Source organism: Tautonia plasticadhaerens, from assembly GCF_007752535.1.
GTDB classification, from domain to species: domain Bacteria; phylum Planctomycetota; class Planctomycetia; order Isosphaerales; family Isosphaeraceae; genus Tautonia; species Tautonia plasticadhaerens.
In genome coordinates this window covers 685124-697961 of record NZ_CP036426.1, presented here as the reverse complement: position 1 = coordinate 697961, position 12838 = coordinate 685124, and the positions used below count along the sequence as shown (strand labels likewise).

At 70.3% G+C, this 12838-nt stretch carries 10 protein-coding genes and 1 tRNA gene; 8 read left to right on the top strand and 3 right to left on the bottom strand.

The window, feature by feature from the left end:
* Positions 1-135 precede the first annotated feature (135 nt).
* The 7 genes from ElP_RS02585 (at position 136) to ElP_RS02555 (ending at position 6920) form a co-directional block, all read left to right on the top strand.
* Entirely contained in the window at positions 136-1917 is a 1782-nt protein-coding gene (locus ElP_RS02585; protein WP_197446666.1) for an ArnT family glycosyltransferase, read from the top strand.
* 45 nt (positions 1918-1962) lie between these two features.
* Positions 1963-3345: a nicotinate phosphoribosyltransferase gene (locus tag ElP_RS02580; RefSeq protein ID WP_145266963.1), complete on the top strand. Its 1383-nt coding sequence runs from the start codon at positions 1963-1965 to the stop codon at positions 3343-3345.
* Positions 3346-3541: 196 nt separating this feature from the next.
* Positions 3542-4288 carry a ParA family protein gene (locus tag ElP_RS02575; protein ID WP_145266961.1) on the top strand — a complete coding sequence of 249 codons (747 nt, stop codon included), beginning with the start codon at positions 3542-3544 and terminating at the stop codon, positions 4286-4288.
* Positions 4281-5258 (top strand): ParB/RepB/Spo0J family partition protein, encoded by a 978-nt coding sequence (locus ElP_RS02570; protein ID WP_145266959.1) that lies wholly within the window; start codon positions 4281-4283, stop codon positions 5256-5258. Before ElP_RS02575 ends, ElP_RS02570 begins: the two co-directional genes overlap by 8 nt.
* Before the next feature lie 341 nt (positions 5259-5599).
* Positions 5600-6268 (top strand): ATP-binding protein, encoded by a 669-nt coding sequence (locus ElP_RS02565; protein WP_145266957.1) that lies wholly within the window; start codon positions 5600-5602, stop codon positions 6266-6268.
* A gap of 94 nt (positions 6269-6362) precedes the next feature.
* The gene (locus ElP_RS02560; RefSeq protein ID WP_197446665.1) at positions 6363-6773 is read left to right on the top strand and encodes a response regulator; all 411 of its coding nucleotides are present in this window, start codon (positions 6363-6365) and stop codon (positions 6771-6773) included.
* Between the two features lie 72 nt (positions 6774-6845).
* Positions 6846-6920 (top strand) — tRNA-Pro (locus ElP_RS02555).
* Between the two features lie 111 nt (positions 6921-7031).
* On the opposite strand, the gene ElP_RS02550 is transcribed toward ElP_RS02555, so the two are convergent.
* Positions 7032-8309: a hypothetical protein gene (locus tag ElP_RS02550; RefSeq protein ID WP_145266953.1), complete on the bottom strand. Its 1278-nt coding sequence runs from the start codon at positions 8307-8309 to the stop codon at positions 7032-7034.
* Positions 8310-8444: 135 nt separating this feature from the next.
* On the bottom strand, positions 8445-9167 hold the full coding sequence (gene rnc, locus ElP_RS02545; RefSeq protein ID WP_145266951.1) for a ribonuclease III: 723 nt from the start codon (positions 9165-9167) through the stop codon (positions 8445-8447).
* A gap of 203 nt (positions 9168-9370) precedes the next feature.
* Here rnc and efp point away from each other — a divergent pair, with 203 nt between their 5' ends.
* Positions 9371-9940 (top strand): elongation factor P, encoded by a 570-nt coding sequence (gene efp, locus ElP_RS02540; RefSeq protein ID WP_145266949.1) that lies wholly within the window; start codon positions 9371-9373, stop codon positions 9938-9940.
* A 33-nt stretch (positions 9941-9973) separates the two neighbouring features.
* Here the strand turns inward: efp and ElP_RS02535 are convergent, their stop codons facing one another.
* Positions 9974-12769: an MMPL family transporter gene (locus ElP_RS02535; protein WP_145266947.1), complete on the bottom strand. Its 2796-nt coding sequence runs from the start codon at positions 12767-12769 to the stop codon at positions 9974-9976.
* Positions 12770-12838 lie beyond the last annotated feature (69 nt).

Below are 12838 nucleotides of genomic sequence, written 5' to 3'. Positions count from 1 at the left end.
GACCCGAGGCGTCGGGGCGGGTCACGACGGGGTGGGCTGGTTCCCGGGGATCGGACCTCTGGCACGACGTCGTCGACGGTTCCACGTGGAACTTGGGGCGGGCGGCCCGCCGACCGCCGGGATAGAATGCCAGACATGGAGAACGTCACGCCTTCGGGACGCTTCGGCCGGGAGACGATCTGGGTCCTCGCCATGACCCTCCTCGGCTCCGGTCTCCGGCTCAAGGGGCTGGGGACGCTGGGGCTCGACCACTTCGACGAGGGGATCTACGCCCAGGCGGCGACCTGGATCTTCGCCGAGGGCGGGCTGCTGGCGATCGACCTGGGGCTCGTCCCATACGCCCCCCCCGGCTATCCGGTGCTCGTCGGTCTGGCCTACGCGGCGATCGGGGTCTCGGGGACCGCGGCGATCCTGGTGTCGATCCTGGCCGGGGTGCTCACGATCCCCGCCCTCGCCTGGATGTCGCGTCACGCCTTCGGTCCCGGGGCGGGGGCCGCGACCGCCGCCCTGGCGGCGATGGCGGGACCCCATGTCGTCTTCTCCCGGACCGGGCTGACCGATGCGACGTTCCTGCTCAGCTGGTCGCTGGGGATGATCGCAGGCGCCAGGTTCCTCGAGCGTCCGGGGGCGAGGCGGGCGGCGTGGTTCGGCCTGCTCGTCGGCCTGGCGCAGCTCGTCAAGTACAACGGCTGGATGGTCGGGGCGATCGTGGCCACGGCGGTCGGCGTGGGCGCGATCCGGCCGGGGAGCGGTCGGACTTCCGCGCCGAGGGCTCTGGGGTACGGGCTGCTCTCGGCCACGGTGGCGGCGCTCGTCTACGCACCCTGGTTCCTCTTCGTCGAGCGGACGACCGGGTACGCGGGGTTGTTGGCCCATCACCGGAGCTACGTCGATGGGATTCCGGGGTGGTGGCCGAACTGGCAGCAGCACATGGCACAGGCCCAGTCGCTGGGGGGTCGGCTCCGGGGTGTGGTGTCGTGGCTGTCACTCTCGATCGGCCTGGCCTGGGTCGGATCGGCAATCGGGCAGGGGGGATCGACCCGATCATGGGGGCGGTTCCGCCGGCCCGGCCCGGTCGTCGCCCTGGCCCTGGCGGCCGCCTCGATCGCCGCCGCCCCCGCGAACCTGACCTGGTGGGCGGCGCTGGCGTGGTCTCCGGTGCTGCTGGCAGATCGTCGCCCCTCGGCCAGGTTGGCGGGCACGTGGTTCCTGGCGATGGCCGCCTCGACCCCGCTTTACCACCCATACGCGAGGCTCTGGCTGCCGACGCTCGCGGCGAGTTGGGTCGTCTCGGGCGGGCTGATCGCCTCGATCCTGCGGCAACTCCACGGCGACGCCGAAGGGCTGGATGTCGCTCGGGAGGTGAGTCGGCGACCGGCACCGCTCGCGGTCGCCGCAGTGGCCTCGGTGATAATGGCGTTCATCGGCCCGTGGCTCTTGCCGGACCGGGTGCGTTGGTTCCCGGATCCGCTCGCGCGGAGCGACGGGATCCGGACCCTCTCGGAGCGACTCCGCCTGACGGCGCCACCGGGGGGACCGAAGGTGTCCCGATTCCACCTGTATGCACGGCCGCCGCTGCGGTTCTACCTCCTGCAGTCGGGGATGCCGGTCTCGACCCACGTCGACCTCGAATCGCTCCGCTCAACTCCGGCGGGCGTCACGGAGTTCGCCGTGATCGATTCGGGGATGGGGGTGGAGCGGTCGGGAGCCCTGCGTGAGGGCTCGTCCTGGGGGCTCGCACAGCCCGAGGCGGAATACCCCGCATCGATCGCGGCCCTGCTCGATGCCCGGCCCGAGCAGGTGTACGACGCCTCGATGCCCCACCTCGGGAGAGCGGATTCCGGGCTCGCCCAGCGTGCTCCTCCCGGGTCGGGGCTGGCGGGGACCGGGATGTTCTGGTTGTTTGAGGCCCGGTGAGCCGGTCGAATTCGAGTGGATCGGACCCGACCGGAGGCTCGTCCCATGCCCGCCGCCCCGTTCGTTTCGCTCTGGCCGGACCCCGAGTCGCTCGGGACGCTGACCGACCTCTACGAGCTGACCATGATGGCCGGCTACGCGGCCGAGGGCATGGCGGAGATCCCGGCGACGTTCGAGCTGTTCGTCCGCAACCTCCCGCAGAACCGGGCCTACCTCGTCTTCGCGGGGCTGGAGCAGGCGATCGAGGGGCTACTCCGGTTGCGGTTCTCGGAGGAACAGGTCAACTGGCTCCGGGCCCATCCCTCGTTCTCCGGCATCGATGACGGCTGGTTCGACCACCTCCGTTCGCTCCGGTTCGCCGGGGACGTCTGGGCGATTCCCGAGGGGACCGTCGCCTTCCCCGGCGAGCCCCTAGTCAGGGTCGAAGCGCCGATCGAGCAGGCGCAATGGGTCGAAACCTTCCTGATCAACGCGATCGCCTACCCGACCATGGTCGCCTCGAAGGCGGCCCGGGTGATCGAGGCCGCCTCGGGGCGGTCCGTGGTGGAGTTCGGCGCCCGTCGCGGCCACGGGCCGATGGCCCCGCTCCTGGCCGCCCGATCGGCTTACATCGCGGGGTTCGACGGGACCAGTCACGTCGAGGCCGCCCGGCGGCTGGGAATCCCCGCCGTCGGCACGATGGCCCATTCCTGGGTCCAGTCCTTCGGCGACGAGTGCGCCGCCTTCGAGGCATTCTCCCGCCACTTCGGCGGCACCGCCACGATGCTGGTCGACACGTACGAGACGCTGGGGGGCGTCCGCCGGGCCGCGGCGATCGAGCCGCCGATTCAGGGGGTCCGGCTCGACAGCGGGGACCTGCTGCAGCTCTCCCGGGGGGCGAGGGCGATCCTCGACGCCTCGGATCGGGCCGGGGTCCGGATCGTCGCGAGCGGCGACCTCGACGAGTGGGCCATCGCCCGCCTCGTCCAGAACGATGCGCCGATCGACGTCTTCGGGGTCGGGACCGAGGTGATCACCAGCCGGGATGCCCCCTCGATCGGCATGGTCTACAAGCTCGTGGCGATCGACGGGGAGGGCCGGATCAAGCTGAGCAAGGACAAGGCCAGCGTCCCCCTGGCCAAGCAGGTCTTCCGACGTCGGGACGAACGGGGCCTCCTCCTCGGCGACCTCGTCGCACGATGCGACGAGACGCACCCGGGGGAGCCGCTTCTGGCCCAGGTCGTCCGCGACGGGTCGCTCGTCAGGGGAATGCCCCGGCTCGACGTAATCCGCGCCCATCGCGCCGAGCAAGTCGCCGCGCTACCCGAGGGGATGCGGGAGCTGGACCCGGTGCCGCTCGCCCCGGTCTCGATGAGCGACGCGCTCCGCCTCGAAGCGGAGCGACTCCGCCGGTCGTTGAGCGGAGACGACCGGTCGAGAGCCACTTGAGCTTTACAGGGCAGGGGGGCCCGGCTACATTCCCGCCCGATCCATCGCGATCGGCACGCCCCGGCATCATCTCCTCGTTGGTCTCTTCTCGAACGCCGAGCGGGCACGGACGCCCGAAACCCCGCCGAACCCTCCCCATCGAGCGATCGTCCGAGCCCGCCCGACCGGTCCCAGGTAGGCGGGAGGATCCTCGACCGTGGCCAAGATCATCAGCGTGGCCAACCAGAAGGGCGGGGTCGGCAAGACGACCACCGCAATCAACCTGGCGGCCGGGCTGGCCAAGGCGGGCAGGTCGGCGCTGGTCATCGACGTCGACCCGCAGTGCAACGCCACGAGCGGCCTGGGCGTCGAGCCCGCCCGGAGGCACCCGCTGCTGGCGGGCAAGCCGCTGGCCGAGACGGTCGTGATGACCGGCCAGGAGGGGCTCTCGGTCCTGCCAGGGTCGCAGAGCCTGGCCGACGCCGACGCCCTCTCGGCCTCGAACCGCCAGCGGGCGTCGGAGCTGAGGCAGCAGCTCACCACCGAGCTTTCCACCTACGACTACATCCTGATCGACTGCCCGCCGTCGCTCGGGCAGCTCACCCGGGCGAGCCTGGGGGCGTCGGCCGAGGTCTACATCCCGATCCAGTGCGAATACTTCGCGATGGAGGGGCTCTCGCAGATCATCGAGCTGGCGCGCCAGACCAAGGCCCGGGACAATCGGCGGCTGGAGATCGGCGGCATCGTGCTCACCATGCACGACCCCGAGCTGGAGCTGGCCAACGAGGTCGCCAACGAGGTGCGCGGCTACTTCGACGACGCCGTGTTCGACACGGTGATCCCGCGTGACGTGTCCATCAGCGAGGCGCCCAGCCACGGCCTGAGCGTCCTCGATTACGCGCCTCGGGCCAGGGGGGCCCGGGCCTACGTCGAGCTGACATTGGAGGTCATCGATCGTGACTAAGAACACCAAGCGACTCGGCCGCGGCCTGACCGCGCTGCTCGGGACCGACGAGGGGGGCTTCGAGCCCGGCTCGCTCGAGGCCGCCGAGCTGGCCCACCTGGCCGTCGACCAGATCGACCCGAATCCGTACCAGCCCCGGCGGATCTTCGATGCGGACGAGATCGCCTCGCTGGCCGATTCGCTCCGCCAGCACGGCATGCTCCAGCCGATCCTGGTCCGGCCGTCCGGCGAACGATTCCAGGTGATCGCCGGCGAGCGTCGGCTCAGGGCCGCCGTCGAGGCCCACCTGGCCGAAGTCCCGGCCCGGATCCTGGAGCTGGACGACCAGCGGGTCAACGAGCTGGCCATCGTCGAGAACCTCCAGCGGAAGGACCTCAACGCGATCGAGAAGGCCCAGGCATTCCGCAACTACCTCGACTCTTACGGCGGCACCCAGGAGGAACTCGCCGGGAGGCTGGGGATCGACCGTTCGACCCTCTCGAACCTGCTCCGGTTGCTGGATCTGCCCGAAGAGCTGCAACACGCCGTTGTCAGCGAGCAGATCAGCCCCGGCCACGCCCGGGCCCTGCTGTCGATCCAGGACCCCTCGGAGCAGGCCGAGGCGTGCCGCCGGGTGATCGGCGAGAAGCTCTCCGTCCGGCAGACCGAGGCGCTCGTCAAGACCGGCGAGCCCACCCCGGGCCGGGCCCGGATCCGGGTCGATCAGGCCCACGCGGCCCGTCCACCTCACGTCTCCGACCTGGAAGATCTCCTCAAGACCCGGTTCGAGACGAACGTGCTGATCAAGGTCAAGGGGGAAGACAAGGGCCAGATCGTCATCGACTTCGCCACCCGCGACCAGTTCGAGCGGATCAGCGGCATGATCCGAGGGGGCGAGTGGTCCCCCGCGCCGGATGCCGTCCTCGACCATCCCCCCGGGGAGCACCACCACCACGAGGAACACCTGCACCAGCACGAGTGGTCCGGCTGAACACCGTGCACCCAGTCGAAGCCCGATGCCCCCCCGGCCCCGGTCGGCCTCGCCGACCGGGGCCGGTTCGTCCGGGGTAAATGGGTTCCCATTTCCCTTTGGACCGATCGGAGAACGAGAAGCGAGCTTCCCGTCGAGCCGCCCACCGCGAAATCCCCGCCCGGCTCCACCCGCCACAAGGGATGACGGGGCCGGGCGCTTGGAGCCGTGCCGGGGCCCGTGAGGCCGAGCGGCATTCCGGTTGCATTGGCGAGACCGCATCCCCCGCTTGGGGCTCCGTGATTAAGCTCGGATGGTCCCGGAGGTCGCGGGCACCTCGATCAAGACGACTCGGAGGCGAGATGGGCACAGCGGGGCAGGTCGAGGGATTGGCCGGAGCGCTGCTGAGGAGTGTCGATGAGCCGGACCGGATCGCCCTGATCCAGTTGCGCCTGGATCGCTACTGCCATCGACTCCGGAACCGGCTGAACAGCATGAAATTGAGCCTCTACCTGGCTCGTCGCCTCTCGGCCGACGGGCCGGTCGTCGAATGGGGGAGGTCCGAGGAGGCATGCCGATCGATCGAGACGCTCCTTGATCAGCTCCAGGTCTTCTGCGCCCCGTTGCACCCGGCGCCGACCCCGGGGGACCTCTCCGAGTGGCTCGGACATCGCCTCGACGAGTGGAGGAACGAGCTGGGCCGTCGCGAGATTCGGCTCGAAGCCGAGGGGCCGGGGGAGCCCCTGTGGTGCCGAGGGGACTGGATGAGGCTCGGGCAGGGCCTCGACGGACTGGTCGCCGCCTGGTCCCGGATCGGCTCGCCGTCCGCGGTGATCCGGCTCAGCTGGGGCCGGGACGTGGATCGCTGCGTCATTCGATTCGAGGCGGATGACCGCCTCATTCGCCTCTCGTGCGACGAGGTCGAGAGCCTGGCCCTCCCGCTCCTCGCTCGAGTCGTGGCCTCGCACGGGGGATCGCTCACCGTCCACGACGATCACCCCTCGATCGAGCTTCGCATGCCATCCGACTGACTCTTGATGCTTGCGGTCCGGCACCGGGGCCCGGCGGGCCCCGAACCCAGAGTCCACATCGAGTCCCTATCTCATGTCAACGGGAGTGGCGCCGATGAGGACCCTCTTGAGCGACCCCGAAGGCGCCGACGCGTCTTCGGGCAACTCACCCCCGTTTATCCTGCTCGTCGACGACGACCCGACCGGTCGGCAGGCGATCGCGTGCCTGCTGCTCGACGCCGGGATGCGATGCGTCGCGGTCGGCTCCGGGGACGAGGCGCTGGACCTCTGCGGGGACCGAATCCCCCGGCTGGTGATCACCGACCTCTGCATGCCCGGGCTCGACGGCCGGGGCCTGGGCCTCCGGCTCCGGGCCCGGTTCCCCACGCTCGGCCTGATCCTGATCACCGCCGAGTCGCTGGACGACTCCCAGCTCGGAGAGCTCCGACACACGTTCGATGACGTCCAGCGGAAACCGGTCGATTGCGTCCGGTTCCTCGATCGAGTCTGCCACCTCGCGGACTGACGCGACGAGGGACCGCGGGGTGGGGCGGTCTTGACCCCCCGACACGATTGGCCCTAGGATGCCATGGCCATGCGGGGCGTAGCGCAGCTTGGTTAGCGCGCCTGCCTTGGGAGCAGGAGGTCACCAGTTCGAATCTGGTCGCCCCGATCATGCCGGGCCGCGTCGATCCTCCGACCGATCGACGCGGCCCGGTTCGCTTCGAGTCGGGTCGTGATGTCCGTTTCACGTGGAACACGAGCCTGCTCGAGTCACCCTCGGCTAGCCGCGGGCCAGGGGGGTGGCCGGCTCCTCCGATGCCCTCGGCGTCGGGCGAGGGGCTCGTTTTGAGTTGAGATTGGGGCGGAACATCATCAGCAAGAGCAGGGGGAGGTAGAGCAGGACCATCGTCCCTCCCTTCTCCAGGTACCAGAACTGGCTGGCCAGCAGCACGGCCGCCGAGAGGGCGATCAGCTCCCCCAGGTTCTTTTGCAAGGGCCAGACCGAGACGACGACGACCAACGCGAGGTAGGCCACCAGGACCGGGAACCGGTAGACCGGGTCGATCCCCGACCAGAGGCCGCCGGTGGTGGCCGGCTCCAGGCCGGGCAGCAACCCGGCCTCGGCCAGCCCCCGGGCCCCCATCGCCTCGGCCCATTTGCTCAGGCCGGGAACCGACCGGCCGATCACCACGCTGATCCCGGCCATCCCCAGGCTGGCCGCCGCGAAATGTCGAGCGTGCCGGCCCCGGTAGAAGCCGATCCAGAGCGGGACCAGGCCGACGCAGGCCGGCATCCACCCGGCGGCGAGGCCGATGGCCGCCCCCGCCCTCGACGGGACCTCGTGCCAGATCAACGCCGCCACGATCAGGGCCGCGGGGAGGACCTGTCCGCTGTCGACCGCCTCGATCCTCGTGTAGGGCAGCACCAGGTACAGCGCCGCCGCCGAGAGCCCCGCGACCGGGCGGCCGAAATGGCGACGTGCGAGCGTGATCAGGCCCGCCACGACGCCGATATGCGCCAGCCCGGCGAGCACCCGGGAGATGATGATCTGGGTGGACCGCCAGCGCACGACACCGGGACGGGTCGTGACGGGCAACGTCTCATCCGGTCCCCCGGAGGGGACCCGGGAGACGGCGCTGACGGCCCCGTGCCGGTCGAGGTCGGCGTCTTCCGAGGTCGCCGGGTTCCTCGCCTCCCCCTCCCGGATCGGCAGGTTGATCGTCTCGGCCACGATGAGGGCGATCATCCCCGCCGAGAGGCAGGTGAGGCCCGGGACATTGAGGTTCGGCTCCAGGGCCGGCCGCCTCGGCAGGCCGAGATCCAGGAGGCAACGGAGCAGCCAGAGGCCCGAGCCGAGGAACAACCAGAGATAGGGCACGATCGGGGCGCGCTGCGCCCCCCCGACCAGCGCCATGATCCCCGGGGCGAGGATGAAGAGCAGCAGGAGGTCCAGGTTCCGCAGGCTCCAGGGCCTCCGGAATGAGACGAAGATCGAGACGCAAAGGAGCAGCGTCAGCAGCAGCCAGATCTCGGGCCCGAGGCCGAGGTCGGGGACCATGTGGGAGGACTCTCGATCGCGGGGCGGCGAGGCCGGAGGGCTCGACCGGGATCGGGGGAGGCACCCCGGTCGAAGACGGGGAGGCAAGCCGTCATCCTAGTGGCCGGTCGGGTCGCGAACAAGTTCCGAGTGCCGTCAGCCGGAGGCGAAGGGGATCGGCTCCCCGGAGATCTGGCGGAGGGCATTCAGCGCGGCTCGCTGCTCGGCCTCCTTCTTGTTCCGGCCCCAGGCGGGGGGGAACTGATGGGGACCGACCTGGGCGGCGATCTTGAAGCACTTGGAATGATCCGGACCCTGTTCGTCCAGCAGCAGGTACGTCGGCGTCGCCCCGAATTCTCGCTGGGCGACCTGCTGGAAGGTGCTCTTGTGGTTCGACCCCGCCTGGTTCTCGACGGCGGCGACGATCTCCGGCAGCACCAGTGGCTCGAGGAACGCGCGGGCGGCCTGCATGCCGCCGTCGAGATACAGGGCGCCGAGGATGCTCTCGAAGACGTCCGCCAGGACCGAAGGAGGGGTGGGCCCGTGGCCGGTCATCCCCTTGCCCATGGTCAGGTGGGCGTCGAAGCCGAGGATGTTGGAGAACTCGGCGCACGTCTGCCGGGAGACGACGACCGACTTGATCCGCGTCAGTTCCCCTTCGAGCGACTCGGGGTAGCGGCGGTAGAGCAGGTCGCAGACGATCAGGCCGAGCACGGCGTCGCCGAGGAATTCCAGCCGCTCGTTCGAGGCGAGGCGGTGGTCGGCCCCCGATGCGTGCGTCAGGGCCGACCGCAGCAGGGAGACGTCGGCGAACCGGTGGCCGACGGTCCGCTGGCAACGGTCCAGCAGATCCTCTACGGGGGGCTCGGGCTCGGGCATGATGCCGTCTCTGACCGGAGGAAGGATGCCCCGAGGCTATCGGCCCCCGAGTCCGAAGTCAATGAGCCGAGGCGGCCGGGCTTTACCTGCGGGCACGGTCGCCGATACGATGATCGCCCGGGCGCGACCCGCCTCCCGGACTGGCCGGGGCGGAGACGTTTCGCCCGGAGTGCCGAATGGGCCGAGGTCGGAGCGTCGCCGCCGTGATCCCCGCCAAGGACTTCAAGAAGCGCATGGTCGTCGAGATCGACGGCCTCCCCCACCTGATCGAGCAGATCGTCGTCCAGACCCCCTCGGCCCGAGGGGCCGCGACCCTGTACAAGATCAAGGCTCGGAATCTCAAGACCCGGCAACGGGTCGACAAGACCTTCAAGGGAACCGACAGCCTGGCCGAGTCGAGCTTCGAGCGCCGGGAGATCCAGTTCCTGTACCGGGACGACGAGCAGTTCCACTTCATGGACTCCCGGAGCTTCGAGCAATTCTCGCTGCCCGCCGAGAGCCTGGAAGATCAGTCGCCGTTCATGACCGAGAACATGGAGGGCGTGGAGGCGCTGGTCGTGGACGAGCAGCCGATCGGCATCGAGATCCCGGATGTCGTCGAGCTCCCCGTGGTCGACACCAGCCCCGGGGTCCGCGGCAATTCCGCCACCGGCCGCACGAAGCCGGCGACGCTCTCCACCGGGCATGTGGTGCAGGTCCCCGAGCACCTGGACCAGGGGACGACGGTACGGGTCGACACCCGGACGGGGGAGTACCTGGGGCGGGGGGGATGACCCCGGGCGGCCTCGCGATCGACCCCGACGACCTCAGCTGAGGATCGTCTCCCGGGCCTGCGGCAGCGGCGTACCGGGGGCATTGGCTCGGGTCAGGGCCTTCTGGCGTCGTCGTTCGTGTCCCCGGCTCAGAAGCCATTGGCCGCAGGGGACGAGAATCGGGCGGACCAGCGCCGCGTCGGTGATGATGCCGACGACCAGCGAGAAGCCGAGTTGCCTGAGCGACGAGAGCGGGCTGAACATCATCGCCGCGAAGCTGCATGCGGTGATCGCCGCCGCCGAGGTGATCAGGCCACCGGTCTGGCCGATCGCCTTGGTGATCCCGGCCTTCAGGCCGAGCGCCTTGACCTCCTCCTGGAGCCGGGACATCAGGAAGACGTTGTAGTCCACCCCCACCGCCACCAGCAGCACGAACAGGAAGTACGGCACCTTCCAGTCGATCCCCTCCGCTCCCAGGCCCCAGACGAAGACCGCGTGGGTGACACCCAGCGCGAAGGCGTAGGTGAGGATCATCGTCGCCACCAGGTTCAGGCAGGCCAGGGGGGCCCGGAGCATCCCGACCAGCACGAGGAAGACGCCGAGCGGCACGAGGATCCAGGTCTGATACTGGTCATGGCGGGTCAGGGCTCGGATGTCGGCGCTCTCGGCATTGGGGCCGGCGACCAGGGCTCGGGGCCGGATTGGGTCGCGCTCATCGTACTCCTGGAGGTAGTCGCCGAGCCGCTCGCGGAGGCGTTCCACCTGATCGAGCGCCTCGACCGAGAACGGTCGGCCGGTCTGCACCAAATCGATCCGGGCCTTCTGGCCGTCGGGGGAGATGTAGGCCTCGAAGCTCCGGGCGATCTCGGGATTCTCTGCGATCGTCTGCTCGTCGATCAGCAGGCGATCCAGCGCCCGTCGGCCAACCGGATCCTCCATGATGGTGCCGATCTCCCGACTGGCCCGTGAGGCCCCCTCGGAGATCTGCCCGGCACCCTCGGCGGCCCGCCCCAGCTCCCGGAGGAGTTGGGCCACCGGGCCATCCCCCTCCACCGGGGCGATCGGATTGACCGCGGGCAACTCGACGCCGCCGAACTGCCCGAGCATCGCCGCCGTCGCCCTCCGGAGCCCGGAAGTGACCGGGTCCCCTCGCGTCGTCCCGTCCGGAGTCCCGGGTCCCTGGGCCGGGGCCTGCACGGCGCCCTGGCCGAGCACATCGGCCCCCGCGAGCTCGCCGATCAGCAACGCCCCCCGGATCCGGGCGGCCCCATCGTTCAGGCCCTGTCGCAGCTCCTCGGCCCCCTCCACCAGACGCTGGAAACCCTGATCGATCGCGCCGAGCCTGGCCGAGAGCCGGGCCGGTTCGAACGGCGCGGTCGAGCCGAGCGGCTGGGTCGCCGACCGGACCTCGGTGAGCGACCGCTGGTGGGTCAGCAATCGGCTGATGTCGTCGATCGTGGCCAGCCCGACCGAGCTGCGGAAGTCGGGTCGAGTCCCCTCCGGATCCGACCCCGGGTCCTCGGGCCCGACCTCGAGGACGACGGCCATCGGCGCGGTGGCACCGGGGCCGAACTTCTCGGCGATCAGGGAGAGGCCCCGGACCGAGGGGGTGGAAGGCGACATCTCGGACACGGTGTCCTGGATGAAGGCGTTCTGGGCCGTCAGGCTGAGGCCGAGCAGGGCGGGGGGGAGCATGAGCAGGAGCGTCAGCGACCAGGCGAGCCAGGCCCGTCGGAGGATCGCCCTGCCGAGCCGGTCCCAATTCCCAGACGGGGGCCTCGTCAGCCCGGTAAACGCCCTCGGACGCCATCGGGCCAGGAAGAGGAGCAGGGCGGGGGTCAGCGAGAGCGCCGCCGCCACCGTGATCACCAGGCCGAAGGCGACGCTGGGCCCCGTGCTCGAGAATAGCTTGAAGCGGGTGAAGCCCATCAGCGACAGGCCGACGATCGTGGTGAAGGCGCTGGTGACCAGCGCGACCGCCACCCGACCGAGCGTCGACCGGATCGCCCCCCTGGGGTTCGAGGCGTTCCAGTTCTCACCGAACCGCCAGGAGAGCAGGAGGCAGAAGTCGGTCCCCGTGCCGAACAGCAGCACGACCAGGAACAGCTCCACCAGCGACGACATCTCCCAGCCCATCTGGGAGGCCCACGCGAGCAGCCCCCGGGCGATCATCAAGCTGACGCCGATCGTCACCAGGGGCACCATTGCCAGGAAGGCCGAGCGGTAGACGGCCATCAGCACGCCGAAGAGCAGGAAGACCGTGGCGACGGCCGCGCGGTCGAGCGTCTCCTGGACGTTCTCCATGTAGTCCCGCCCGATGACCGCCGAGCCGCTCCAGGAGAGCGAGACCCCGGCGGGGGCCGCCTCCCCCAGTTCCTCCGCACGCGCCTCCAGCCATGCGACGGCCTGCTGGCTGCTCGGGCTGACGAACGCCTCGTCGACGGCGACGAACGTGAGCAGCAGCGTGCCGTCCTCGCTCAGGAGACGGGCGGCGACCTCCGGGTCGGCGTCCGCGGCGAGGACGCTGGAGATCACCTCGGGCCGATCGGGGGCCCGGAACCGATCCGCCAGGGAGATCGCGAAGGCGCGGTCCTCGGACCGGATGCCCCCGGGGTTGTGCACCCCGAGCACGGCGGACGAGTCGAACCATTGGTCGGGCCAACCGGCTTCGAGCATCCGGGCGGCGATCGCGCTCTCGGATTGCTCGGGCAGCAGCGACGCCTGGCCCTCGGCGGCGAGTTCCGTGAGGTTCGGGGCCAGGCCGACGACCAGGACCAGCGCCACGATCCAGCTCGCGACGACCACCGCCGGTCGCCGGCTGACGAACCACCTCAAGGCATCGAATGGCATACGCGACGGGCTCCCCCGCCGGGACCCTACACGGACCGGCGACCAGCAGCCGCGAGACCCTCCGCGGCC